The following is a 26451-nucleotide window of genomic DNA, read 5'->3' on the forward strand; positions in this document are numbered from 1 at the left end:
CAGCTGAGAAGGCCGAGGCAGACCTCAAGAGGGCGCCGGCCGCACTCAGGCGACGCGGTCCACCATCAGGTGGGCAAAAGAGATCAAAGCTTGCTTGGCTTCCCCGTCGGGCAGGCCTGCAATGCATTCAAGAGAGCTATCGCACCACTGACGAGCAAGCTCCCGCGTCTGCGATACAACATCATGCTCACGCAGGCGTTCAACCAACGCAGCCAAAGCCTGGTCGGAGGAAAGATCCCCATCCAGCATGGACAAAATCTTTTGACCCTCGGGGTCCAGATTGCCATTTGACTGCGCACGGCGAAGAAGAAGCACGGGAAGAGTATCCACGCCTTCGCGAAGATCAGTTCCCGGGGTCTTCCCCGAAGCACCGGCCTCGGGCCCCAAATCAATGACATCGTCAGCGATCTGGAAAGCGACTCCCAAACGCTCCCCAAACTGGGTGAGAGCATCAATCGTCGCCTGATCCGCACCCGCATGCATCGCACCGAATGCCGCGGCAGATGCCACCAAAGAACCGGTCTTATCAGCCAGAACCTGGATGTAGAACTTCAGCGGGTCATCCCCCTCCTGGGGGCCGAAAGTTTCATTAAGCTGCCCCATGCACAGGCGTTCGAAGGTAACGGCGTGCTGACGGACCGTTTCATCACCCAAAGTGGCAATCATGGCCGAGGCACGTGCAAAGAGAATGTCTCCTGCAAGAATCGCGCGGTTATTCCCCCACAGGCGTTGAGCGGAGGGAACTCCGCGACGAGTCGGAGCAGAATCCATGACATCGTCGTGGTAGAGCGATGCCAAGTGCGTCAATTCGATACCCGTTGCTGCTGTGAGGACTTCGTTACTCAGCGCACGCTCGGGATCACCAAACTGCGCGGCAACCAAGGTCAGCAGAGGGCGCATACGCTTGCCACCGGCCTGGGCCAAGTGAGACATCAATTCTGTAACCAGGTCCCGAGAGTGGGACACGGCCTGGTGCAAACGGTCCTCAACGGCCTCGAGGCCCGGAAGAATTCGGGCCTCGAGATCAGGAACGTGTAAGTCGATTACGGCGCTCACGGGAGAAGCACAACCACCTGATTGAGTAGAGACAGAACCGGACTCGGGAAGAGTCCCAGTGCAATCGTACCCACAGCACACACGGTAATGGCAACACCTGTGAAACCTTCGGAGCGAACAACCGCAACGTCTTCACGCGGTTCCGAGAAGAACATCACGCGAACCAGACGGAAGTAGTAGAAGGCGGTCACCGCCGAGCATGCCAGCGCAAGCGCAACAAGCCATGCATTTCCAGCCGCGAAAGCATCAGAGAAAACGACGAACTTCGCAATGAAACCGCCGGTGAAGGGGATGCCCGCGAAAGACAGCAGGAAGATCAGCATTGCCGAGGCCAGGGCCGGGTTGGTCTTTCCAAGTCCCGCCCAGCGACGCAGGTCCGTTACTTCCCCGCCGATGGTGTCCTGATCGTCGCGCGAACGCACCAGGGTAATCACCCCGAAAGCACCGATGGTTGCAACCGCATAGGCAAGAACGTAGAAGAGAACGTGTCCCGCGGAGTAGCGGAGCAGCGAGATCACACCCATAAGGATGAAACCCGCGTGCGCGATCGAGGAGTAGGCAAGCATGCGCTTGACATCCATCTGGACGACACCGGCGAAGGTACCCACCAGCATGGTCAAGACGATGACGACGATCATGATCGGGATGAGGCTCCACTGCAGGGGGGCTGCCACGACCTGGAAGAAACGAAGCATTGCGCCGAAGGCTGCGAGCTTAACCGCGGCGGCCATGAAGCCCGTCACGGGAGTCGGGGCACCGGTGTAAACATCGGGAGTCCACGCGTGGAAGGGAGCGGCGCCGACCTTGAAGAGCAAGCCGACCATCACCATGACAGTGCCCATCAGCAAGAGTATGTGCATTCCAGCGGTCTGCGGAGTCGCAGTAGCTGCATCAGAGATGATGAGCGAACCGGAATAACCGTAGAGGAAAGCAGAACCCATGAGCATGAAGCCCGAGGAGAACGCACCAAGAATGAAGTACTTCAGCGCAGCTTCCTGCGAGAGCTGACGACGACGACGTGCCGTTGCGGCCAAGATGTACAGCGGCAAAGACATGACTTCCAAAGCGACGAAGAGCGCGATATAGGAGTTCGCCGCGGGGAAGATCATCATGCCTCCGGTGGAGAAGAGCACCAGAGCAAACATCTCTGAACGCTGGTAACCCTGTGAATCGGATCGCTCCTCATCGGAGGAACCGGGACGATCCGAAGGCTGGCCGGCAAAAGCACCATCTCTGGCCTCGGAACGATCAGCAATAACCAGAACAGCGAAGAAGGCGATCAGTACCAGGATTCCTTGAGCTGCAACCGTCAAAGGATCTTCAATGTACTCCCCCAGAGACTGAGGAGATCCAAGAACGGCAGCCCAACGCATAACCAGAGCGACTGCGGAAGCGATCAGCGCGACGACGGCAATTCCGAAGACCGAGGCACGGCGCGCACGTACCGGCACGAAGGACTCAGCCAGTACCGCAAGGATCCCTCCGCAAAGAACGCACAGAACCGGCGCAAGCGCGGCCCACGAAATCTCGGGGACCGTAAAGTTAACGGCCGTTGCAACAGAATTCACTGTGCGCTCCCTTCACTCAGAGTTGCGGTCGCTGCGGTGAGGAGATGTGAACCCTCATCGGCGATGGGTGCCAGAGCAGAAACAAGAGGCGCCGCCCAAATACCCAGAACAAGCATTGCAATGACCAGCGGGGCCATAACGGTCTTTTCACGTCCGTTCAGATCAGCAATATGCTTCTTGTCCTCTCGCGGAGGGCCGGTGAAGACTCGCTGGTAGGGCATGAGCATGTACAGCGCGGCCAAGACCACTCCCAGCACTGCAAAGAGTGCGAGAAGTGTCGAAACCTTCCACGTGCCCATGAGCACCAAGTACTCGGGGACGAAACCCGAGAGGCCCGGAAGGGCGATCGAGGCCAAGCCAGAGAAGAGCCACAGGCCAGCTAAGACGGGGCTCACGCGCTGCATACCGCCGTATTGACGCATGTCTTGGGTTCCGCCTCGCCTTGATAGCCAGCCGGACAGCAGGAACATCGCGGCGATTGAGACACCGTGAGCGACCATGTAGACCATGGCACCGGTCAGCGCGATCTGCGAACCGATGAAAATACCCAGAACCATGAAACCAAAGTGCGAAACCGAGGTGTAGGAAACCAAGCGCATAATGTCGTTTTGGCCGATAGCAGCCAAACCACCCCAGAGGATTGACAGGACAGCGAATCCGCAGATCCACCACTGCAGGCTTGCGGCTCCCAGCGGGAACAGGCGCAGGCACAGGGTGATCATTCCGAAGGTACCGACCTTATCCAGGATGCCAACAAGCAGCACCGAAGTGCCCGGACGCGCATTTTCAGCGGTGTCAGGCAGCCATGTGTGAAGGGGGACCATTGGCGCCTTAATCGCAAAGGCGATGAAGAAGGTCGCGAAAAGAGCAACCTGGATTCCAACGGGAAGACCAACGGTTCCGGAGGACAGAGTATCGATCATGAAGAGCGTGTCGCCACGGCGAGCAGCCAGGGCCCAAATAGCGACCAAACCGCCGAGCATGACCAGACCACCAGCCAGCGAGAAGAGCAAGAACTTCATTGCTGCACGCTGACGCGCCTTCTTTTCACCAACTCCGTAACGGCCAATCATCACAAAGAGCGGAACCAGCATTCCTTCGAATGCCAGGTAGAAGAGCAGGACATCCGAAGCAGCGAAGATCAGTACCATAAAGGATTCCAAGAACAGAACCCAACCGAGGTAAGCACCCGTACGAGCCGGATCCTCGTCCTCATTCCATCCGGCCACAACGACCAGGGGAACCAGGGCGACGGCCAGAAGGATCATCACTAGGCCAAGAGCATTCACGGCCAGCGCCCAACTCAGGCCAATCTGAGGAATCCAGGAATAGGCCTCGGAAAGCTGGTAGGTGGAGGAAGCCGACCAGTCGAATGCAACCGCGGCGACGATGGCGAGGACCAGCTCACACAGCGAAAGAACGAGCGCGAAGGCACGCCCCGCTTGCCGCAGGGACGGAATCGCCAGAAGAAGCACAGCACCCAGTGCGGGAAGTGCAACAAGAATCGACAGCCACGGTAGTGGCGCGCTGAGCATTTGAGACATCTGCATAGATCCTTACTTCCTCACAGCGAAAATGCCAGGACAGCGGCAAGGGCACACACGACCCCGCCAAGAATGTAAGAGGCGTAGGTACGCACGCGACCGGACTGAGTGAATCCAACCGCTCGGCCAGTACCGGTGGATGCCGCTTCAACCAAGTGGACAACACCGTCGATCGCCTTATTATCACCAAGGGTGGCGGTCTTCACCAGGGCGATGCCCGGGGTCATGAAGAGCGCTTCATTAACGGTGTCTTGGTACAGGTCAACGCGGGCAGCACGCGTGAGTGCATTGCCTGCCGGGATGGCGGTGGGAACCTCACGGCGACCGTACATGACCCAGGCAATTGCTGCTCCGGCAAGCACCAGAAGCAAAGTGACAATCTGGATGGCCATTTCGGGAGCAACCGGGTGAGCGTGCTCAGCAACTCCAAGCGAAGGCTCAAGCCACGTCGTGAAGACATCACCAATTGAGAGGAGGCCACCGACCACAGCGGCGCAGATCGCCAAGATCACCATCGGGATAGTCATCAGCGGACCTGACTCATGCGGGTGGACACCATTGCCTTCGGCCTCGGTGGTCCAGCGAGCAGTGCCGTGGAAGGTCATGAAGAACAGTCGCGACATGTAGAAGGCGGTAATGCCAGCGCCAACCATGGTGACGATACCGAAGACCCAACCTGCCCAGACGGCCTCGTGACCGGCGAAGGAGGTCGCGCCGAATGCTGCCTCGATGATCTTGTCCTTGGAGAAGAATCCCGAGAAGGGCGGGATACCAAGGATTGCCAACCAGCCGCAGGCGAAGGTCAGCCAGGTGACCTTCATGGCGGTTCGCAGGGCACCAAAGCGACGCATATTGACCTGATCATTCATTCCGTGCATGACGGAACCTGCACCAAGGAACATGAGCGCCTTGAAGAAACCGTGAGTAAAGAGGTGGAAAATCGCGAAGACCCAACCGATGGGTCCAAGTCCTGCGCCCAGCATCATGTAACCGATCTGGCTCATGGTCGAGGCGGCAAGCACCTTCTTCATATCGTCCTTGGCGCAACCGACAATCGCGCCGAAGAGCAGCGTGATCGCACCAACGATGACAACCGCAGTGGCCGCAATCGGTGATGCCTGGAAGATCGCACCCGAACGAACAATCAGGTAGACGCCGGCGGTGACCATCGTTGCCGCGTGAATGAGCGCGGACACCGGGGTCGGACCGGCCATTGCGTCACCCAACCAAGCCTGCAGGGGGAACTGCGCGGACTTACCGCAAGCGCCCACCAACAGGAAGAAACCAATGATGGTTGCTTGAACGGGAGAAACCGTTGCGGCAGCTGCATTCACTTCCTCGATGTTGACGCTCGAGAAGTTAGCGACCATCGCCATCATCGCAATAAGCAGACCCATGTCACCGACGCGGTTCATGACGAACGCCTTCTTCGCGGCAACTGCATTGGCGGGAACGTAGTTCCAGAAACCGATGAGCAGGTACGAGGCCAAGCCCACACCTTCCCATCCGACGAAGAGACCCGCATAGGAGTCCGCAAGCACCAAAATGAGCATGGCGGCGATGAAGAGGTTGAGGTAGGCGAAGAAACGGCGACGCGCATCGTCATGAGCCATGTAGGCGATGGCGTAGACGTGGATGAGCGAACCAACGAAGGTGACCAGCATGACGAAGGTCATCGACAGGGGGTCGATCATCAAGCCGAAGTTCACCGAAAACTCGCCCGCGGGAATCCACGAAAAAAGTGGGAGTTCAAAGCGGCGTGTATCGGGGGCTGCGGAAAGCATGGCGATAATGACGCCGAGTCCAACAGCGAAGGACGCCCACGATGCCAAAGTGGCCAGAAGGTGACCCCAGCGATCGGAGCGGCGTCCGCATACAAGGAGAAGCGCACTGGAAACGGCGGGGATCGCAATCATGAGCCATGCCAAGGAAATGATTCCCGTGGGCTGGCCAGGAGCTGCGACCTGCGCCGCGGTGCTGAAAAGTGTCAATGTCATTCCGGCTTACTCCTCAGTTCTTCAGCAGATCGAGGTCGTCAACGTTTGTAGTGACGCGTGACTTAAAGATGGACACGACGATTGCCAGGCCGACAACAACTTCCGCGGCAGCAACGACCATGACGAAGAAGGCCATGATTTCGCCACTAACATTTCCGTGGATTCGTGCGAAGGTCACGAAGGCAAGGTTGGCGGAGTTGAGCATGAGCTCGACTCCCATAAGGGAAATCACCGCACTGCGACGGACCAGAACGATGGCTGCTCCGATCGCGAAGAGGATCCCCGAGAGCACCAAGTAGGCTGCAAGGCTCATTCTTCTTCCTTCCCTTCTTCAGTGGCCTGGGGCGCCTGCGGCTGCTTCAGACCAGTGGGAGCTGCACCGCCCGGCATACCCCATGCCTGAGAACGCTCGTGAGAGCTGGGGTGAGCCGGATCGAAGATCGTGTGGTCGAGAGAACCGCCCTTGGCCAGTGCCAGCGACTGTGCAACCTCAGGTTCAACCTGGCCAACAACGCGATCCAAGCCACGCACACGCAGAACCCTGGGAACCGAGTCTTCGATAGGTTCGTGGGTTTCACCCGAAAGTGCGGGAACATCGACCGCGTTGGAGTGGGCGTACACGCCGGGGGCCGGGAGCTGTCCAATTCGACGTCTAGAGGCCTTGAAGGCGCGCATCTTCGCTTCTGCTGTCGTGCGCTGCGTAAGTACCGGACCAAGCTGATCAGAGTGAGTGAGAAGCATCGCAGCGATTGCTGCGGTAATTAGCAGAATTCCCGCGAGCTCCATTGAGAACCAGTAGCGCGAGAATAGCGTTGTCGCCAAGTCGGTGATCGGTGCGTTCGAGTAGGGATCATCACTGAGCGAGGCCGAGCTTCCCGCGGTGCGCGAGCGAGCAATTGCTCCGATGAGGATTGCACCCAAACCAAGTGCCATCAGCACCGAGGTGAGGATGCGTCCATGCGATTGACGCGCGTAGTTATCAGAGGCACTCAAGCCGATCATCATGATGACGAAGAGGAAGAGGACCATGATTGCACCGGTGTAGACGACAACCTGGACCATGCCCAAGAATGCTGCCCCGTGCATGAGGTACAAAATCGCAAGGCCGAGCATGACTCCAACCATGCAGATCGCACAGTAAGCGGCCTTCTTGAAAAAGAGAACGCCCAGGGCACATGCGACCATGAAGACCGCCACGCAGCCAAAGAGGATCGCCTCTCCCGTTGATGCCATTTCAGGCCAATTCATTAAGGTCATGCCTGACGCGCCTCCTCATTGACGGGACGGGCAGTTGCAAGGGAGGGATCATCTGGACGATGCTCGCGTACCCAATCAATCTGAGTTTGTGTGGGGCCCTGTACCGCGCCGCGGTAGTAGTCACCATCGCTCAAGCCTTCCACCTGCGGGTGAGGAGGCTGAAGCATTCCCTCTGAGAGCGGAACCAGAAGCTGGTCCTTCTCATAGATGTCATCAGCGCGGCGATACTCAGCCAACTCGAAATCGTGCCCCATGGTCAGGGCGCGAGTCGGGCAGGCCTCGATGCAGAATCCGCAGAAAATGCAGCGCAGATAGTTGATCTGGTAGACGCGACCGTAGCGCTCACCGGGGCTGTACTGTTCCTCGGGAGTATTCGATGCGGCCTCGACATAGATGGCGTCCGCGGGGCATGCCCACGCACAAAGTTCACAACCCACGCACTTTTCCAAGCCATCCGCGTAGCGGTTGAGCTGGTGACGCCCATGGAAACGAGGCTCGACAAAGGGACCCTCGAAGGGGTACTGCTCGGTCACGGTCGGGCGGAAGAAGGAAGACAGGGTCACTCCATAGCCCGCGAAGGGAGCAAAGAACTGACCGATCGGCCCCTTCGGATCCTGCTCGTAACGCAGATTCTGGCTGTCGTTCTGATCAGTCATTCGTCTCCTCCAATGCGGCAGCAGTGACCACGCGGTTTGCGCGCGGCGAGGGCGGTAGCTGTTGTCCCGGAAGCGGAGGTACCGGGAAGCCATCCGCCATGGGATCAAAGTTCGCGAAGCGTTCTTGCTTCTCAGCTTGCGCAAGGGCTTCCTTACGAGCATCACGCGAATCGGCGAACCACATGACGATCAATGCAATAACGAAGATTCCAGCAACGCCACCGATCAGCTGCGGCAGGGTCAAAGACACCCACTGGGTGATTGCCCGAATAATGGCAACCATGACCAGCCAAGCCAGCGAGATCGGGATGAGTCGCCTCCAGCCCAGCTGCATGAACTGGTCGTAACGGAAACGCAGCAGGGTGCTTCGGGTCCAGATCATGAGAAGCATGAAGAACCACATCTTGAGGAAGAACCACAGTATTCCGAACCAGCCGCCATTGAGAAACTCAATGTGCGAGAGGGGCCAGGGGGCGTGCCAGCCGCCGAAGAACATGGTCGTCGCCACCGCTGAAACGTTGAACATATTGACGTATTCAGACAGGTAGAACCAACCGAATTTCATCGAGGAGTACTCGGTCATGTGACCGGCGACCAACTCGCCTTCGGCCTCGGGAAGGTCGAAGGGAAGACGGTTGACTTCACCGACCATGGAAATCAGGTAGATCACAAAGGCTGGCGCCAAGGGCAGGAACCACCAAGTCTGCGCCTGCGAGGCCACGATCTGCGAGGTCGACATCGAGCCGGCCATCAAGAAGACCGCAACCAGCGACATTCCCATGGACAGCTCATAGGAGATCACCTGCGCCGACGAACGAACCGCACCGTAGAGCGGAAGCGTCGAGGACGCGGACCAACCACCCAAAACGATGCCGTACAGGCCCAGCGAAGAAATCGCAAGGATGTACAGGGCAGCGACCGGCATATCTGCCAGCTGCAGCGGTGTGGAGTGCCCGAAGATCGAAACATTCGGTCCCATCGGGATCACAGCGAAGATGCTGAAGGCTGCAAATGCCGAGATCGAGGGTGCAAGCAGATAAATGAACTTATCGGCCTTACGCGTCCACATGTCTTCCTTGAAGAGCAGCTTCACGGCGTCAGCGATTGCTTGGAACAAGCCGAAGGGACCGGCAACATTCGGGCCGGGCCTGGTCTGCATGCGTCCGATCGTTCGACGTTCAACCCACAGGGCAAGCAGAACATTGAGAATCAGAAAAACGATGATGAAAACGGCCTTGAGGACTGTCAACCACCAGGTTTCCTGCGTAAAGTCCGCAGCGGTGTACGTGGGAACATCCAGGGGGATCAGGTTCATCGGGCCACCTCCCCCTTTGCGCTCAAGGTGACAGAAGAACCGAAGTTCCCCAACGATTCGTGGACGATAGATCCCTGGGAGCACTCGGGTACCCAGACAACCCCGTCGGGAAGATCAGCAAATTGCAGGGGAAGCGTAATGCTTCCGCGCTGGGTACTGAGCGTGAGTTCCTCGCCCTCGTCAATGCCGAGGCCCGCAACAGTTGCGCGCGAGGCGAAGACGACTGGACGTCGTGCGCTTCCCGCCAGCATGGTTGCACCGTCTTGCAGACGACCTGCGTCGAGCATCGGCTTGTGGGTGGCAAGAAGTGCCTCGCCCTGGCCGACCTCAACCAAGTCCGAGGCCGTCGCCGGAAGGAATTCTTCACGCTGGCCGTTCCACTGCATGAGCGGATTCACTTGGTCATACAGACCCACGAGGTCGTGCAGACCGAGATCCACGCCAAACTCGCTGGCAAGCGCATCGAAAACCAGTCGATCGGTCTGTGAACGTGAGGCGATCGCCTGGCCGAAGGGGCGCAAACGGCCTTCCCAGTTGATGAAGGTTCCGTTCTTTTCCAGCGGAGGTGCGACCGGCAAGATCACATCTGCACGATCGGTCACTTCACTGCGACGAACCTCAAGGCTCACCAAGAAATCAACCTGATCAAGTGCCTTTCGCGCGGCAGCCGGATCATCGAAGTCACGAAGGTCAACGCCACCGACGACAAGCGCCTTCAGGCGGCCATCAGCTGCAGCTTCCAACATCTGTGAAGCATCAAGACCACGCTGAGAGGGAATCTCTCCCCATGCCAGAGACTCGCGAGCCTCTTGGGAGGCAAGCGGACGGCCGAAAGGCAGAAGACCGGGAAGAAGGCCGGCTTCCACTCCACCGCGCTCACCGGCGCGGCGGGGGACCCACTGAATACGGCAGTGAGTGCGTTCTGCCAGTCGAACAACTTCACTGAGCAGGCCCGGCGTGCGGCTTGCGCGCTCGCCAACCAGGATCACTCCCCCGTCAAGACGCGAGGCGAGATCAGCGAACTCACCACCCTCACAGATCTCAGCGGCAACCTCAACCTCGGTACCGGGGGCGCAGCGCAGCAGCTCTCCAGAGAGCTTGGCGAGGCCTCGGGAAGTCATGGGAGCCAAAGAAGCAACGCGGAGCTTGCCCTTGCGAGTGGCCTTGCGCATCCGCAGGAAGATCGCACCGCACTCATCCTCGGGCTCGAGTCCGACCAGGAGGACCTGACCGGCACTCTCAAGCTGCGAGTAGGTGACGCCCAAACCACTGCCTGCCACGTGGGCGGCAAGGAATGAACGCTCTTCTTCACTATGGCTGCGTGAACGCATATCGATGGAATCGGATCCAACAACGGAACGCGCGAACTTCGACCATGCCCAAGCATCTTCGAAGCTCAGGCGGCCACCGGGGAGGAAACCAACCTGGTCACCGGAAAGGCCGGCAAGCGCGCGGTGGACACGGTCCAAGGCATCCGACCATGAGGTCGGGACAAACTGACCGTTCTCGCGAACAAAAGGAGTATTAAGGCGCTGAACACCGGACCACTTAAATGCGAAGCGATCCTTGTCAGTGATCCACTCTTCGTTGACCTCGGGATCGTTTCCGGCCAGACGGCGCAGAACCTCACCGCGGCGAATATCCACGCGAATCGCACTACCGGAAGCATCGTGCTCGGTCACCGAAGCGGTAGATACCAAGTCGAAGGGGCGTGCGCGGAAGCGGTAATCATTCGAGGTCAGAGCACCAACCGGGCAGATCTGGATGATATTTCCCGAGAAGTACGAGGCGAATGCGCGGCCCGAAACATCACGATCGTTGGGGGCAAGATCGCCTCCATTGAAGGAACCGATAATGCCCTCTTGACCATAAGGTCCGGAAATACCTGCCTTGACATTGTCCTTTGCCTGCGGGTTGAAGTAATCCAAGACCGCTGTATCAAAGGATCCGACCTGCTCACCCATGAAGTGATGGTGCTCGGTCGGCGCGGTGCCACCGCCTCGTCCCTGAAGATCAAGGAAGGGGTCGCCCGCAATTTCCTTACCGAAGCGCACGCAGCGCTGGCACAGGATGCAACGCTCGCGGTCCAGCAGAATCTGCGAGGTGAGCTTCAAAGGCTTGCGATACGTGCGCTTTGCATCAATGAAGCGCGAGCTCTCGCGGCCTTCGCTCATTGCTTGGTTCTGCAGGGGGCATTCGCCGCCCTTGTCGCAGATTGGGCAATCCAGAGGGTGGTTGATCAGCAGGAATTCCATCACGCCTTCCTGGGCGCGACGGGCAACCTCAGAGGTGTGCTGAGTCTTGACCACCATACCGGGGGTGACAGTCTGAGCACATGAAGGTTGGGGCTTGGGCATGAAACGCAGCTCGCCGGTGTTACGATCGGGCATTCCGACCTCAACAAGACACTGGCGGCATGCGGCGACAGGCTCAAGCAGCGGGTGATCACAGAAACGCGGGATACGGATTCCGGCCTTCTCGGCCGCACGGATCACCAGGGTGCCTGCGGGAACATCCAATTCGACGTCGTCGATCGTGACCTTTACTAGGTTCTCGCTCATCGAACTCCTCCCTTGGCAAAGTTGCTCGAGGCCTCGTAGGGGAACAATTCGCGCGCGGGCGTGGTCAGCCCTGCCTCGAATTCTTCGCGGAACTTCTTAATTCCCGACATGATCGGGGTTGCCGCCGCATCGCCCAGAGCACAGAAGCTTCGGCCAAAAATATTGTGTGCGATCTCGTCCAACAGATCGATATCGCCTTCCTGGCCCTTACCTGCTTCCAGGCGGAGCATGATCTGCTTAAGCCAGTAGGTTCCTTCACGGCAGGGCGTGCACTTACCGCAGGATTCGTGCTGGTAGAACTCGATCCAGCGGGTGATCACACGAACCACAGAGGTCGTTTCATCGAAGACCTGCAGGGCTCGGGTACCCAGCATCGAACCGGCAGCGCCGACGGACTCGTAATCAAGAGGCGTGTCAAGTTCTGCTTCGGTGAAGATCGGGGTCGAGGAACCACCGGGAGTCCAGAACTTCAGCTGATGACCTTCGCGAATACCGCCGGCAAGCTCGATAAGCTCGCGCATGGTGATTCCGAAGGGCGCCTCGAATTGGCCCGGGTTCTTCACGTGACCTGAGATTGAGAACAGACCGTGTCCCTTGGACTTTTCAGTTCCCATCGAGGCGTACCACTGTGCGGAGTACTGGAAGATTCCCGTCACCTGGCTAATCGACTCGACGTTATTAATAACGGTCGGACGCGCATACAAACCTGCGACAGCAGGGAACGGAGGCTTTAGACGCGGGTGGCCTCGGTAACCTTCCAAAGAATCCAGAAGAGCAGTTTCTTCACCACAGATGTACGCACCTGCGCCCGCGTGAGCGGTGATGCGAAGATCACCCAGCAGGCCGGCCTCGGTTGCTTCCTTAACTGCAGCCATCAGGCGGCGGTAGACGTGAACAACCTCGCCGCGAAGGTAGACAAATGCGTGGTGGCAATTGATAGCGCGCGAGGTGATCGCAATACCTTCAATCAAGACGTGGGGATTTGCCATAATCATCGGGATATCTTTACAGGTTCCCGGTTCCGATTCATCGGCATTCACCACCAGATAACGAGGAAGTCCGTCATCGGGCGGAAGGAAGGACCACTTCAGTCCCGTGGGGAATCCAGCACCACCACGGCCTCGCAAACCAGAGGCCTTAACGGTCTCAACGATCTCGGCGGGCTCCATGGTGTTGGCCTTTTTGAGTCCCTGATAGCCTCCTCGGCTCAGGTAGGACTCCAAAGTCCACGAGCGATCGCTCCCCCATCCGCGGGTCAGAATCGGGGTAAGGGCCACGGTTGTTTCACTCACCGTCCTTCTCCTTTCCTTCTTCCGCGGGAACGTCAGCTGGAGCGCTCCAGCCGCGTTCTTCGGCGATCCTGAGTCCCAGTGTCGAGGCCTGGCCTGCGCTGGGTCCTTCGTGTTCGTGTCCGTCAAGGAAGCCGGCAAGAACGTGCTCGGTTTCCTTGAAGGTCGGCAACACAGCGCTTCCGCGCGTGGGATGCAGAGGCTTGCCGGCCTCAATGTCGTCAATGAGAGCGCATGCCGACTCGGGGGTCTGATTGTCGAAGAATTCCCAGTTCACCATGACGACGGGAGCATAATCGCAGGCCGCATTACATTCGAGGCGCTCAAGAGTGATAGTTCCGGCCTCGTTGGTTTCGTCGGTTCCGACACCAACCTTTTCGCTGACGGCCTCCCAGATTTCGTCGCCGCCCATAACAGCGCACAGGGCATTGGTGCACACACCCACGAGGTACTCGCCGGTGGGGTGACGCTTGTACTGGGTGTAGAAGGTCGCAACTGCCGAAACTTCTGCGCGGGTGATACCCAGAAGTTCAGCGCACAGTGCGATTCCGTTTGCGCTCACGTAGCCGTCTTCAGACTGGACTAGGTGAAGCATGGGAAGCAGTGCGGAGCGGGAGTGTCCCTGCGGGTAGCGCGCGATGATTTCGCGCGCCTCACCTGCAAGGCGCTCATAGGTTTCCACGGGATAGCTCATCGATCAACGCCTCCCAGAACGGGGTCGAGAGTGGCCAGTGAGACGACGACATCGGCCAACTGGCCGCCTTCCGTCATCATGGCCAGAGACTGCAAATTTGCGAATGAAGGGTCACGGAAGTGCGCGCGGAAGGGGCGAGTTCCACCGTCTGAAACCAGGTGGACACCCAAGATGCCCTTCGCGTGCTCAACGGTCTGGTAGACCTGGCCGGCGGGGACCCTAAATCCTTCGGTGACCAGCTTGAAATGGTGGATCAGGGATTCCATTGAAGTTCCCATGACCTTCGCAATGTGTTCGGCGGAGTTACCCTGGCCGTCCGTTGCAACCGAAAGCTGTGCGGGCCACTTGATATGCGGGTCGGCAACCATGACGGGCTGACCTTCAGTTGCCTCCAAGCGGCGAAGGACCTGCTCGACGATACGCAGCGACTGGTAGCACTCATCGAAACGCACGCGAACACGGTTGTACGCATCATTCGAGTCATAGGTGGGAACGTCGAATTCGAAATTCTCGTAACCGCAGTAGGGCTGGTCCTTACGAAGGTCTTGGGGCAAGCCCGCGGCTCGCAGGGACGGACCGGTCAAGCCCAGGGCCATCATTGCTGACAGGGGCATGTAGCCAATGCCAATGAAGCGCTGCTTAAAGATTGGGTTTGCCAGAACCAAGTCCTGGAGCTCACCAATATCGTTTCGCACCTTCGGGAGCTTTTCGCGGATGTAAGGGACCATACCGCTGGGCAGATCCTGAACCACACCACCGGGACGGATGTATGCGTGGTTCATACGCAGACCGGTAATGCGCTCGAAGATTCGCAGAATCTCTTCGCGTCCCCTGAAGGCAATGGTCATCATGGTCGTCGCGCCAAGCTCATTACCGCCGGTACCGATGGCGACGATGTGAGAGGCGATGCGGTTGAGTTCCATCATCAGGATACGAATGAGGTTTGCGCGTTCCGGCACGTCATTCGTAATACCCAGAAGCTTCTCAACAGCCAGGCAGTAACCCACTTCCTGGAAGAAGGGAGCGACGTAATCCATGCGGGTGCACAGCGTGACGCCCTGTGTCCAGGTACGGTATTCCATGGTCTTTTCAATACCCGTGTGCAGGTATCCGGTATCGACGCGAGTTTCACGAACGGTTTCGCCGTCCAGCTCGAGGATCAAGCGAAGAACACCGTGGGTCGAGGGGTGAACGGGACCCATGTTGAGAACGATGCGCTCGTGGTTGATGCGCTCAATCTCGGCGATAACGTCGTTCCAGTCTCCGCCCTGGGCAAGAACCTCGGGAACCTCGTCAATGTCCAGGCCGGCACTTGATGCTGCAGCGTGAAGTGAAGGAGTAGTCATTAGTTGTACGACCTCCGGGTGTCGGCAGGGGCATTGACTGCACCCTTGAATTCCACGGGAATACCACCCAGGGGGTAATCCTTGCGTTGGGGGTGTCCTACCCATTCATCGGGAAGAGCGGTACGCGTCAGGGAGGGGTGTCCATCGAAGACGATGCCCATCAGATCCCAGGTTTCGCGCTCTTGCCAATCGTTCGCCGGGTAGATATCGACGATTGAGGGAATGTGCGGATCCGAATCCGGGCAGGTCACTTCCAAGCGAAGCATGCGATTGTGCGTAATCGACATGAAGGGGTAGATCGCGTGAAGCTCGCGACCGCGATCTTCGGGGTAGTTCACACCATTGGTTCCCAAGCACATTTCGAAACGTAGATCTTGGTCATCGCGCAGGTAGCTCGCAACGCGGCGAATGTGCTCGCGCGGAATGAAGATGCTGAGCTCGCCGTGCTCGATGACGACCTTCTCGATGACATCGGTAGCTGCCAGTCCGTCAGCTTCGATGAGTTCCTCGAGGATGTCAACAATCTGGTCGAAGTAGGAACCGTAGGGACGAGTGGCGGCAGGTGCGCTCAAAGCAACGGTTTCAAGCTCAGAAAAGCCCGTGGTATCACCCTGGTCTGCGACCCCGAACATTCCCTGACGACTCTTGATTACCGAGGGTTCTGCTGCGCCGAAACGGCTGATTTCTTCGCTCATGCCAGCAATCCCTTCATCTCGTGAGTGGGGGTTGCAGCAAGCGCTGCCGCTTCAGCCTTGCGAGCAATTTCGCGGCGATGCGCCCCCAGGGGCTCGCTACCAATCTGCTCACGCAGGGTGAGGATTGCGTGAATCAGCGCCTCGGGACGAGGCGGGCAACCGGGAAGGTACACATCGACGGGAACGATGTGGTCGCATCCCTGGACGACGGCGTAGTTATTGAACATGCCGCCCGAAGATGCGCAAGCTCCCATGGAGATCACCCACTTGGGGTCAGCCATCGAGTCGTAGACACGGCGAATAACCGGGGCCATCTTGTGGGAGACTCGTCCGGAGACGATCATGAGGTCGGAGTGACGCGGTGAGGCGCGAAAAACTTCCAGGCCGAAACGCGACATGTCGAAACGGGGAGTTCCGGCTGCCATCATTTCAATTGCACAGCACGCCAAGCCCATGGTGACTGGCCACTGACTGTGCTTTCGAGCAAGACCGAGGATCTTCTCCATGCTTGCTAGGGCAACGCCTGCAGGCAGGCTCTCTTCAATTCCCATTGTTTTCCTCTTACCTCAGTAGTCCAGTCCGCCGCGGCGCCATTCGTAGATATAGGGGACGGTGATCACCGCGATGAAGGTCAGCATGGCGGCCAATCCGAAGAGTCCCAGCTGGTTGAAGCTGACGGCCCACGGGTACATGAATACGACTTCAATGTCGAAGATAATGAAGGTCATGGCTACCAGGAAGTAGCGCACAGGGAAGCGCCCGCGCTCCAAGTGCTGCTCCGTGGGGTCGATTCCGCTTTCGTAGTTATCGGCCTTCGTGCGGTTCTTGCTCTTCGGTCCCAGAATTGCGGATGCGCCCAGCCCGCCCAGCGCCAAGACCATGGCGGCTGCAGCCATGATCAGCAGCGGAACATAGGGATTTGTCATCGTTCCTCCCACATCGGGTGTACCTTCGTGGCCATCATGCTGATGGCACCAGCTTGGATAGGGTCGTAATCAGTCGGTCGTCGAAGTCGCCGCCTTGGCGTTCGAATCCATCCGACAGAAGTTTGTGAACTAGGGTCATCAGGCGCGGGATGGGCAGACCGTAGGTCGTGCACAGGCGCATGATTCGTGGATTTTCAATGAGACGAACAAAGATGCGTCCCAACTGGTAGTAGCCACCGTATTCGTCGCGGATCCGTTGGGGATAGGCACTCATCGCTCGGTCAATGCCAGCGCGGTGCGTACGAGCAAGAGCCTGGGCCATGGCCTCCGCCGCGTAGCGTCCAGCCTTCATCGCGGGCGCGATTCCTTCTCCGTTAAAGGGAGAAACCATTCCGCCGGCATCGCCGACAATGACGAATCCATTGGTGTAGTGAGGCTGACGATTCAAGCTCATCGGCAAAGCTGCACTGCGAAGCTCGCCGATTTGGTTCTCGGGGGTAAATCCCCATTCCTCGGGGAGGTTGGCCATCCACTGTTCGAAAACCTGACGATAGGGCAGGTTCGTCGCACTTGCCGTCGAGGCCACAGAGCCCAGTCCGACGTTGACGACGCCATCTCCCATAGGGAAAATCCAGCCGTATCCGGGAAGTAGATCTGAGTGCCCGGGCTCGCCCGCCCACAACTCGAGGTGCGATTCCATCCATTCTTCGTTACCACGAGGGGAACGGAAGTAAGTGCGCGCCGCAACGCCCATGGGACGCTTGGGATTCTTTTCAATTCCGAGGCGGGTAGAAACCTTTGCAGAGACGCCACCGGCATCCACAACCAGCTTGGCGCGGATCGTCACATCCTGGGCATTCTTGCCGCGGCCTCGGCGCGCGCGAACACCACAGACGCGGTGCGCGCAGTCTTGGAGGGCCTCGGTAACGGTGAGTTCTTCTTCGAGGCGAGCTCCCGCACTCTGTGCACGCTGAACCAGTGCGTGGTCAAGATCCATGCGCGCGCGAGTCATTCCGTATCCCGGAAGTGAAGCCTGATCGGGCCACTCCATGTGAATAGTGTGACCGCCTCCGATCACCGTCAAACCGCGGTTTCGTGCCCAACCAGAAGTGTCAACACCCATGAGGATGAGCTCTTGAACGGCGGCGGGAGTAAGACCATCACCGCAGATCTTGTCGCGCGGGAAACGTGCTTTATCGACAAGAAGGACGTCAACACCAAGGGTCGCCAGATGATAGGCGGTAGATGCACCACCTGGGCCAGCGCCGACAATAACGACATCAGCGGTCATGTCTTGGGCCTGTTGGCTCACTACGCCTCCTTCACGCTCCATGCAACGACGAACCTATATCGGGTCCAGTTCAGACCATAGTCACCGGTATACGAAGCCGCGAAAGCACGCCAAAAAGTCCGTGAGAACAACACTTTAGGGGCGTGAGCGAGCACACACCCGTATTCAATTTGCACATATGTTTGTTACGTTAATCCCCGCGGAAATCCTTAGGAAACCGGGTAGCAGTGCTCCGGCTCCGCCAAACCGGGACCGAAGTCAACCTCACGACCGTCCAAAGACCAGACATTTCGCGAAATCCGCTGGACGTCCTCGCGGCGAGCAAGCCACTGGCTCAGCTCTGCCTGTTCCTGCTCCGTTAGCCATACCAAGGGATCGGAAGATGACTTGAATCCGGCGACCGCGGCAACGTCCTGAAGCCACCCGATCTGCTGATCATTGAGCAGGTTTTTCATGTGACGGAAGAAGATGACATCGGGATCAACGTCGATGAGCTCACGCAGCCACAGACGCGATACAGACCCCATAAAAGCATTGCGCGCTTCTGCGTCGGAACGATCATCAGTCGCGTAGTTCTTCCAAATGGGCGCGACATCGCAGCCCACTCGAATTCCATCGTAGAGGCCAATCGCGGGGATGATCAGAGCGCCAGAGCCCAGCAGGTAAGTATCCTCCCCCGCTGCCTCGCGCAAAATCTGCGAACCCAAAATAAATGCGTCATCGGGGCTTGCTTCACGATCAAAGCGCACACCTTCAATGGCGGCTGCGTTAATAAAATCGGTCTTGATGTAGCGGATTCCCGCGTCAAGCAGATATCCGATGGTGTCGCGCAGATATTCCTGCGCTAAGGGATGCGTCGTATCGAGCGCATAGTAGGGGCCACCCCAGTTATATCCGGCGATAGCCAGCTCCCCGTCCTCCGTATGAACGAAAGCTTCGGGGTGCGCTTGAAGGAAAGGAGTCCCTTCGCGAGCAATGAAGGGCGCGATCCACAGACCGGGAGTCACGCCGAGGTCAGAGATATAGCGAGCACAGGCAGCAAGATCATGTCCAAACTTCGCATTCGGACGCCAATCGCCCACGTTCAGCTGCCACCCATCATCAATTTGCAAGGCGGTAAAACCAAGTTTTGCAAGTCCGGGAAGCTGCCCTGCAAGAACATCCCAGGAAACATTTTCGTAGTAGGAATACCAGGAACACCACACGCGCGGGGCCTGACCGAGGCTGCGACGTCGAGGGCGCAGCTGCTCCACATAGGCCTCGAAAATCTCCGCTTCACTCCCCCAGCTCACAAACCAGCGCGCCGGGCGGATCACATCAAAGCCAACAAATACGTCTTCATCAGCGCGCACCTTCGGGTGCCCACCCGCGAGCGCACCAATGAGGAAACCCGCGCCGCCCTCTTCTTCAACAACCGCGCCCATCCACGAACCGTGGTGACGGACGGTGTCATCTGCCCCCGGATCATCGGCGGTTGTCCGACGTTCATCAGAGGGAACACGCAGCGGCGCATCGCTCAGCGAATTCCAGCCCGAGGGCGACCATGAGTTGTGCCCGCTGCGGTAGTACTGGCCACTTTCCATTCCGTGGAGCAGCGCGACACGGCTAGCCTCAATGATCGCGAAGTTGTCGCCCTGCTCGACAAGCTGAGCATCAGCTGACGCACTCAAAGTAGCGTTGGGAAGGGAAAGTACCAGACGTTGCATGATCGTTCTTTCATTGACGAGGCCGCGGGAAGCGGAGCTGAAGGAAAGGAAAGTATGGGTGTGGGTGCAGAAAGCGGGTCCCGCTGACCTGCGATTTGGGGAATCACGGGGGCGGGACCCGCTCAGTTGCTTACTTGAGCAGGGCGTTTGCCTTCTCGTTGGCCGCGGTCATGGTCGCCTGAGGATCAGCACCACCAGCGACCTCCTGGATTGCGTCCTGGATCAGAGCGTTGACCTCGTCACCGTGTGCGAAGACGGGAACCGAGAAGGTCTCCTTGTTCTCAACGACGGTGGTGAATGCGGAGTTGTCCTGCCCCTTTGCCTCGCGTGCCTTCAGGGACGCTTCGGTGCCCTTGATGCTGGCGGGGAAGATGACGCCGGACTCGCCGACCTTAACCTGGCACTTGTCGGAAGCCATGTAAGCGATCCACTTGAATGCCTCATCGGGGTGCTTCGAGCCACTCCACACGACATCGTGCAGGCCGTTCATTGGGCTACGACGTCCGACGGGGCCGATCGGAACAGGCGCGTAGGCGAACTTCTTCTGCGCATCTGCACCTAGGTAGGAAGAGGCGGTGAAGGAACCGGCGATGGTCGATGTGGCGATACCGGCGTTCATTGTTGCCTCGGTGCCCAGCGAGGACTGCTTATCGAACTTGGGGGCGTAGCCCTTCTCGATGAGCTGACGTAACCAAGCGAGGGTGTCAACCAGGCTCTTATCCGAGAAGTTGAGCTTGGTCGGGTCCACGGTCCTGTCGCCGTAGGTGAAGCCGTTGGAAGCGGCGAATACGCCCCAACCGTTCTGGCCGATTGCGCCGTCTGCCCACTCGGGGTAGTAGCCGTAACGCTTGACGTTGTTCTTATCGAAGGCCGGGTCAAGTCCGTTGTGGCCATTGGCATCAACGGTTGTCTTTGCGATGAATTCCTGGAAGGTACCGCCATCGGTGGGGTTCCAGGTCAGCTTGGCCATGTCTTCCTTGGTGTAGCCAGCTTCCTTTGCGACTTCGGTGTCGTAGAGCAGACCCATGGTGTCCCAGTCCTTGGGCAGGCCGTAACGCTTGCCCTCGAACTTCGACAGGTCAGCAAGTCCGGGCTGGTAGATGGAATCATCGATTCCAGCTTCCTTTGCCTTGTCGGTGATGTCCATGATTTGCTTCGAATCAATGAACTGGAGAAGACGCGTAGAGTGATTAACGAAGGTATCGGGGGCGTTCGATGCTGCCAGCTGAGTGGTCAGCGTATCCCAGTATTGACCCCATGCGGTCTGGGTGATCTTGACGGTGATGTTCGGGTTTTCTGCGTGGAAGTCGTCAGCGCACTGCTGGTACAGAGGAGCTTGACGGTCATCCCACAGCCAGTAGCTGATGGTGACACCATCGCCCGATGCCGAGGAACTCGAGGTGCTCGAGGAGTTGGCGTTGCACGCGCCCAGGGACAGCGCCATTGCTGCGACAATCCCCGCTGAGACTACGGTACGAGTTTTCATGTGTGGTTCTTTCTCTTCAGGCACTTTCGTGCTATTTGATTCCAGAGAAGTTCAGGGACTCAACCAGCTTGCGTCCCATGAGAATCAGGAGGATCAGGACCGGGATGACGCTGAGCGTTGACCCTGCCATGAGTCCGGTCCAGTCGGGTGCCCTATTGGGCGATTGCTGCTGGAAAATTCCCAGAGCAACGGTGAGGAGCTGAGCGCCTTCGCGCCCGGTAAGCAGCGGCCAGAGGAAGTCTTTCCACATGCCGATGATCGTAATGAGGGTCATCGTCATAATTGGTCCTGCGGACATGGGGATGGTTACTTTGAAGAAACGGCGGACGGGTCCCAATCCGTCAAGCATTGCCGCTTCCTCTACTTCCCGAGGCAGGGAGAGGAAGAACTGCCTCAGGAAGAAGATTGAGAAGGGTGCCATGAAAAGTGCGGGAAGCATCATGCCCTGCATCGTGTTCAGCCAGCCAAGTTGCTTAATCAACACGTAGTTCGGCAGGAGCGAGAAGATCCCGGGGATCATGAGCGCACCGATGACGCACGCAAAGAGCGCGTTTTTGAAGGGGAACTTCAAACGGGCGAAAGCGTAGGCCGCGCACGAAGCGAAGAAGGTCTGAATGATGGCAATACCGCCCGCGTAAATCAGCGAGTTCGTTGTTGCAATAGCGAAGTTGATCGTTGCTCCACTACCACCGGCTGCCATGGCTTCTTCAACGGAAACCAGGCCGAGAATGCGCTTGAAGTTAATCAGTGTCGGGTGTGAAGGCCACAGCCTCGTTGATTCAGCAATGATATCGGCCTGCGGAGTGATCGCGGTGCGGATCATCCAATAGAAGGGGAAAACCGTCACAAGAACTGCGATCGCGATAATTGCCCACGCGACAACTTTGGAAGCTTGGAATTTCTTGAGCATGATTGGTCCCCTTAGGCCAGATCCGATGAGCCGGCGCGCATGAGGCGCAATTGGACTGCGGTAAAGATTGCCAGGACGACAACCAAGAGCATTGCGACGGCAGAGGCATAGCCCATCTTCAGGAAGGTGAAGCCCTGCTGGTAGATGTAGTAGTAAATGACGCGAACTGCGGGAATTGGGTGTCCGGCGTAACCGATCTGAACCGTATCGAAGATCTGGAAGGATCCAATCAGACCCATGACGAGGACCAGAACTAAGACAGGACGCAGAAGCGGAAGCGTAATTCCGAAGAACATTCGCGTCTCACCAGCGCCATCTAGCGATGCACTTTCATAGAGTTCACCGGGGATCTGCAGCATGCCTGCGTATAAAAGCAGTGCGGTGTATCCGGTGTAGGCCCAGATGTTAATTCCAGCGACGATCGGCATTGCTGCGTTGGCGTTGTAGAAAGTCACGCCATCAACACCAACCATTGAAAGTAGGTGAGTAACAAAACCGATATTTGAATCGAGGAGCCATCCCCAGATCAGCGCGATGGCGACATTGGGAACCAGCCACGGCAAGAGCAAGAGCGAGCGGACCCAGGTTGCGCGAGCAAATCGCTGCATGAGCGCCGCAAGAAGCAATCCGAGGAAAGTCTGTCCCACGATGTTGTACAGCGCGTAAGCAATGGTGACTTTAAAGGCGTTCCAGACTTCCTTATCGGCAATCGCCTTGCTGTAGTTGTCCAGGCCCACCCAGTTGGCCTCACCGATCAGATTGAAGTCTGTGAACGAATACCACAGGCCCCGAAGTGCGGGGTAGACGTAGAAGATGAAGAAACCGATGAAGGTCGGAATGAGAAAGATTGCAGCCGCCCGGCGATCATCACGACGCTTGAGCGTACGAGTTCCAGCGGCATCTGCGCGTGAGTGCAGACCCTGCTTCTTGTCTGCCAGCTGCGCTCCCTGTTGCGCGCTGGTTTTCTGCGAATCAGAACCGGTTCCTGACCGATCTTCCGCAAGTGTGGGGCTCTTCATTGAGTACACCTCCATTGCTGTGACAGGCACTAATTAAACACCTTTAACAAAGTTTGTCAAGACCATTGACAAAGCTGATCCTGCTCTGCTTCACTACTTGTTACGAGCTCAATGACAGAGCTCAATCGCCCGAAAGGACTCTCAAGGATGAGAAAAACACCAGCTTTTCTTCTCTCAGGCGCACTCGTAACGGCACTGACGATTGCCGCTCTGCCGGCCACGGCCTCGGACGCAGGAAATGGGGAATGGACGCAACTCAAGAGCGCCCCAGCCCCAATTTCAAACCCTCTCAAGGGTTTCTTCCCCTTCGCGCCCGATGACGGAAGTGAGTTACCTGCTGCAGAAGGCTCACTCCCCTACACGATGGAATGGACCTACTTCCCCGTCAGTGACGTCGTCACCGCAAAGGGAGTCTACGACTGGAGCAAAGTCGACAAGATGCTCGACGCCATTGCCTCCCGCGGCCACCAGGCAGTGTTCCGTTTCTACCTTGACTACCCCACCAGGAAGTCCGGAGTTCCGCAGTATCTCATCGATGAAGGAATCGACACCTCCCGCACCTACACGGTCTTTGATAACAATCGCGTATCATTCTCGCCTGACTACAACGATCCCCGCGTTCAAGAAATGATGCTTGACTTCGTCAAGGCACTGGGCGAAAAGTATGACGGCGATGCACGCGTGGGTTATCTGACCGCCGGCCTCATCGGTTTCTGGGGAGAAGACCACACCTGGCCCATGAACGGTGAAGTGAGCACCGACAACCCCAAGGGCGAAAACTGGATGCCCAGCGACGAATTCCGCGCCAAGTTGGTTGCCGCATGGGACAGCGCGTTCAACGACACCCACATTCTTTACCGCCTCCCCACCGAGGCAACGAAGGCCCACCACATGGGCTACCACGATGACTCTTTCGCCTACTCAACCCTTGACAATGTTGACTGGCACTTCATGGCGCACATGAAGAATCAGGGCGAAGACAAGGCATGGCAGAACGTTCCGATCGGTGGCGAGGTCTACCCACCATTGCAGACCTGTATTTTCTCCCAACCTTTGAACTGCCCGGGCGCAGAAGCAGAAAAGGCGCAGGGTCGCAATTTCGACATGATTGAGTCCATCAAGGCTACTCACGTCACCTGGCTCATCAACCACAAGGCTTTCATCGTCGGATACAAGGGCGCAGACCTAGAGCGAGCAAAGGAAGCAAACGCTCTGATGGGCTACACCCTGAGCGCGAAGAAAGCCCGGATAACCGCGAAGGATTCCTCCGTCACCGTCGAAGCTGAGATTGCCAACACCGGCCTCGCACCCTTCTATGCGAATTGGCCGATTGAGGTCGCTCTGGTCAACAGCAAGGGCGAGAAGGTCGCTTCTAAGACCATTGAGTCCCCGCTTCCCTCCGTTGAGCCCGGATCGTCAACGATTGTCGAGGCCACGCTAGACCTGAGCAGCGGCGCCGGAGAACGTGGCGCCGAGGCAGCTACCGCCCCCGTCAGCGGAGATCTCAGTGCAGTCCTCAGGGTTGTCAATCCGCTGCCCAATGGTGCACCCGTGGCCTTTGCAAACGAAGCGATGGGCACAACCCTTCCTGGCTACCTGAGCTTGGGAACGGTCTCTTTGGGCACCTCGCTTCCGGCTCAGCCTTCCACGCCGAAGAGCAATGAGGCGAGCACACCCGGCGGTTCCACTGAAGCCAAGGCAGCTGCTGTCTCTACTGAAAAGCAGAGTGCACAGGCCCCCAAGACGAAGCTGGCACGTACCGGCACCATCGGCGGCTCTGTCCTCGCAATCGCAGCGGGCGCGCTTGGGCTTGGAGCCCTTCTGATTCGCCGCACGCGCGCCTGATAGGCGCTGCCACACTGTCGAGTATTCAGAATTATTCGACTCGCCTATCAGCGTAGGCTCAGGATTTCCTTCCTGGGCCTACGCTGAATTGGTCTCATCCCAACGAAGAGAGAGCCATGACTCAGACCTACGGCCCCGACCGCATCAGGGAAATGAACTCCCTCGCGGTGCTCGCACACCTGCGCGCTATTGAGGACACAACTTCCTCTCAAATTGCTGCCGCAACGGGCCTCTCACGCACTTCGGTCAATGCAACGATCACAGATCTTGAGCGTTTGGGATGGGTCCAATCCCTGCCACCGGCTTCACCTCCCACTGGGCGCCCTGCAAAGCGCTACCGTTTCCGCTCAGAGTCGGGTTTTGTCTTGGGTATCGATATTGGGGCAAACCGAATCGCAACATCCTTGACCGATCTGCGCGGTGAAGAAAAGTGCGCAGAAGAAACTGAACTGGCCCCCTCTTCGGCTGCACCCAAGCGAATGGAAGCTGTTCAACACACCATTTCCCACACCCTTGAGAAAAACCCCTCCTACCGCGACGGTTTGGCACTGATTTCCGTCGCAGTTACCGGACCCGTTGACGAGGCCGGAAGAATGCCTTTCGGCGGCCCTCTTCCCGGTTGGGAGAGCGTGCCCGTGGTTCAAGAACTTCAGGCACGCTACAAACGCCCCGTTACCGTTGAAAATGACTGTAAGTGCGCTCTGGATGCAGAGTCGCACCTCGGTCAGGCGCAAGATGTTTCTTCTGCCGTCTACATCATGGCCGGCGCACGAATTGGTGCATCTTTCATGATCGATGGGAAGGTCTGCCGCGGTTCAGCCGGTGCGGCCGGAGAAATCGGCGCACTCCCCCACCTCAATTGGTACAAGACACCCACACACTTCTTTACGCACTCTCAGCTTCCTGCTGACCTTTCTCATCGCGCAGCAGCGCGGTGGGTGTGCGACCGAATGAGGGATGGCGATGCAGAAGCAACGCGGATTGTCAAAGAATTCGCACGAGACCTTGCCCTTGGAGCAGCGGCGTTGATTCTGACGATCGACCCGGAAGTTCTCATCCTTGGTGGAGGTATTTCAGCATCCGCGGATCTATGGAAAGAAGAGTTTTCTTCACGCCTCGAAGAACTCACGATCCACATGCCCGAAATCCGCGTCTCTCAGCTGGGCGGGCGCGGGGTGGTTCAAGGCGCTGTGTGCCGCGGAATCGACCAAATTACCGCCCACGCGTGCGGAGAGCAATTGCTTCCCGCATCAGAAGTTATTCAGATCGTCTCCTAAACAGATCGCGTCC

The 26451-nt window shown here is 58.0% G+C and carries 22 protein-coding genes; 2 read left to right on the plus strand and 20 right to left on the minus strand.

Annotated features, from left to right (window positions below; genetic code table 11):
• Nucleotides 1–45: 45 nt before the first annotated feature.
• From RW023_RS01315 to RW023_RS01410, 20 genes are all read right to left on the minus strand, one after another.
• A complete protein-coding gene (locus RW023_RS01315) occupies nucleotides 46–1056 on the minus strand; it encodes a polyprenyl synthetase family protein (RefSeq protein ID WP_315579526.1) in 1011 nt (336 codons plus the stop codon).
• Nucleotides 1053–2624 (minus strand): NADH-quinone oxidoreductase subunit NuoN, encoded by a 1572-nt coding sequence (nuoN, locus tag RW023_RS01320; protein ID WP_315579527.1) that lies wholly within the window; start codon nucleotides 2622–2624, stop codon nucleotides 1053–1055. The genes RW023_RS01315 and nuoN overlap by 4 nt, the downstream gene beginning before the upstream one ends.
• Nucleotides 2621–4159, minus strand: a complete 1539-nt coding sequence (locus tag RW023_RS01325) for an NADH-quinone oxidoreductase subunit M (protein WP_315579658.1) — start codon at nucleotides 4157–4159, stop codon at nucleotides 2621–2623. The genes nuoN and RW023_RS01325 overlap by 4 nt, the downstream gene beginning before the upstream one ends.
• A gap of 29 nt (nucleotides 4160–4188) precedes the next feature.
• Nucleotides 4189–6165 carry an NADH-quinone oxidoreductase subunit L gene (gene nuoL, locus RW023_RS01330; RefSeq protein ID WP_315579528.1) on the minus strand — a complete coding sequence of 659 codons (1977 nt, stop codon included), beginning with the start codon at nucleotides 6163–6165 and terminating at the stop codon, nucleotides 4189–4191.
• A 13-nt stretch (nucleotides 6166–6178) separates the two neighbouring features.
• On the minus strand, nucleotides 6179–6478 hold the full coding sequence (gene nuoK, locus RW023_RS01335) for an NADH-quinone oxidoreductase subunit NuoK (RefSeq protein ID WP_009408608.1): 300 nt from the start codon (nucleotides 6476–6478) through the stop codon (nucleotides 6179–6181).
• Nucleotides 6475–7422: an NADH-quinone oxidoreductase subunit J gene (locus tag RW023_RS01340; RefSeq protein WP_315579529.1), complete on the minus strand. Its 948-nt coding sequence runs from the start codon at nucleotides 7420–7422 to the stop codon at nucleotides 6475–6477. Before RW023_RS01340 ends, nuoK begins: the two co-directional genes overlap by 4 nt.
• Nucleotides 7419–8078 (minus strand): NADH-quinone oxidoreductase subunit NuoI, encoded by a 660-nt coding sequence (gene nuoI, locus RW023_RS01345; protein ID WP_178706034.1) that lies wholly within the window; start codon nucleotides 8076–8078, stop codon nucleotides 7419–7421. Before nuoI ends, RW023_RS01340 begins: the two co-directional genes overlap by 4 nt.
• Nucleotides 8071–9393 (minus strand): NADH-quinone oxidoreductase subunit NuoH, encoded by a 1323-nt coding sequence (gene nuoH / locus RW023_RS01350; RefSeq protein WP_315579530.1) that lies wholly within the window; start codon nucleotides 9391–9393, stop codon nucleotides 8071–8073. Before nuoH ends, nuoI begins: the two co-directional genes overlap by 8 nt.
• The gene (locus RW023_RS01355) at nucleotides 9390–11954 is read right to left on the minus strand and encodes an NADH-quinone oxidoreductase subunit G (protein WP_315579531.1); all 2565 of its coding nucleotides are present in this window, start codon (nucleotides 11952–11954) and stop codon (nucleotides 9390–9392) included. The genes nuoH and RW023_RS01355 overlap by 4 nt, the downstream gene beginning before the upstream one ends.
• Complete coding sequence (gene nuoF / locus RW023_RS01360) at nucleotides 11951–13246, minus strand: NADH-quinone oxidoreductase subunit NuoF (RefSeq protein WP_315579532.1); 1296 nt, start codon at nucleotides 13244–13246, stop codon at nucleotides 11951–11953. Before nuoF ends, RW023_RS01355 begins: the two co-directional genes overlap by 4 nt.
• A complete protein-coding gene (gene nuoE, locus RW023_RS01365) occupies nucleotides 13239–13937 on the minus strand; it encodes an NADH-quinone oxidoreductase subunit NuoE (protein ID WP_315579533.1) in 699 nt (232 codons plus the stop codon). The genes nuoF and nuoE overlap by 8 nt, the downstream gene beginning before the upstream one ends.
• Complete coding sequence (locus RW023_RS01370; protein ID WP_315579534.1) at nucleotides 13934–15283, minus strand: NADH-quinone oxidoreductase subunit D; 1350 nt, start codon at nucleotides 15281–15283, stop codon at nucleotides 13934–13936. The genes nuoE and RW023_RS01370 overlap by 4 nt, the downstream gene beginning before the upstream one ends.
• Nucleotides 15283–15978 (minus strand): NADH-quinone oxidoreductase subunit C, encoded by a 696-nt coding sequence (locus RW023_RS01375; protein WP_315579535.1) that lies wholly within the window; start codon nucleotides 15976–15978, stop codon nucleotides 15283–15285. The genes RW023_RS01370 and RW023_RS01375 overlap by 1 nt, the downstream gene beginning before the upstream one ends.
• On the minus strand, nucleotides 15975–16529 hold the full coding sequence (locus RW023_RS01380; protein ID WP_315579536.1) for an NADH-quinone oxidoreductase subunit B family protein: 555 nt from the start codon (nucleotides 16527–16529) through the stop codon (nucleotides 15975–15977). The genes RW023_RS01375 and RW023_RS01380 overlap by 4 nt, the downstream gene beginning before the upstream one ends.
• Nucleotides 16530–16544: 15 nt before the next feature.
• Nucleotides 16545–16904 carry an NADH-quinone oxidoreductase subunit A gene (gene ndhC / locus RW023_RS01385; RefSeq protein WP_315579537.1) on the minus strand — a complete coding sequence of 120 codons (360 nt, stop codon included), beginning with the start codon at nucleotides 16902–16904 and terminating at the stop codon, nucleotides 16545–16547.
• A gap of 34 nt (nucleotides 16905–16938) precedes the next feature.
• Nucleotides 16939–18237: a geranylgeranyl reductase family protein gene (locus tag RW023_RS01390; protein WP_315579538.1), complete on the minus strand. Its 1299-nt coding sequence runs from the start codon at nucleotides 18235–18237 to the stop codon at nucleotides 16939–16941.
• Between the two features lie 167 nt (nucleotides 18238–18404).
• Nucleotides 18405–19901, minus strand: coding sequence for an alpha-galactosidase (locus tag RW023_RS01395; protein ID WP_315579539.1), 1497 nt, complete (start codon nucleotides 19899–19901; stop codon nucleotides 18405–18407).
• A gap of 130 nt (nucleotides 19902–20031) precedes the next feature.
• A complete protein-coding gene (locus RW023_RS01400) occupies nucleotides 20032–21387 on the minus strand; it encodes a sugar ABC transporter substrate-binding protein (protein WP_315579540.1) in 1356 nt (451 codons plus the stop codon).
• Nucleotides 21388–21418: 31 nt separating this feature from the next.
• On the minus strand, nucleotides 21419–22297 hold the full coding sequence (locus RW023_RS01405) for a carbohydrate ABC transporter permease (RefSeq protein WP_315579541.1): 879 nt from the start codon (nucleotides 22295–22297) through the stop codon (nucleotides 21419–21421).
• Nucleotides 22298–22308: 11 nt separating this feature from the next.
• Nucleotides 22309–23316: a sugar ABC transporter permease gene (locus RW023_RS01410; RefSeq protein ID WP_315579542.1), complete on the minus strand. Its 1008-nt coding sequence runs from the start codon at nucleotides 23314–23316 to the stop codon at nucleotides 22309–22311.
• 147 nt (nucleotides 23317–23463) lie between these two features.
• Here RW023_RS01410 and RW023_RS01415 point away from each other — a divergent pair, with 147 nt between their 5' ends.
• Both RW023_RS01415 and RW023_RS01420 read left to right on the plus strand, forming a co-directional pair.
• A complete protein-coding gene (locus RW023_RS01415) occupies nucleotides 23464–25161 on the plus strand; it encodes a DUF4832 domain-containing protein (RefSeq protein WP_315579543.1) in 1698 nt (565 codons plus the stop codon).
• A 116-nt stretch (nucleotides 25162–25277) separates the two neighbouring features.
• Nucleotides 25278–26438, plus strand: a complete 1161-nt coding sequence (locus tag RW023_RS01420) for an ROK family transcriptional regulator (RefSeq protein ID WP_315579544.1) — start codon at nucleotides 25278–25280, stop codon at nucleotides 26436–26438.
• Nucleotides 26439–26451 lie beyond the last annotated feature (13 nt).

This window comes from uncultured Actinomyces sp., from assembly GCF_963542285.1.
In the GTDB taxonomy this organism is placed as follows: Bacteria; Actinomycetota; Actinomycetes; order Actinomycetales; family Actinomycetaceae; genus Pauljensenia.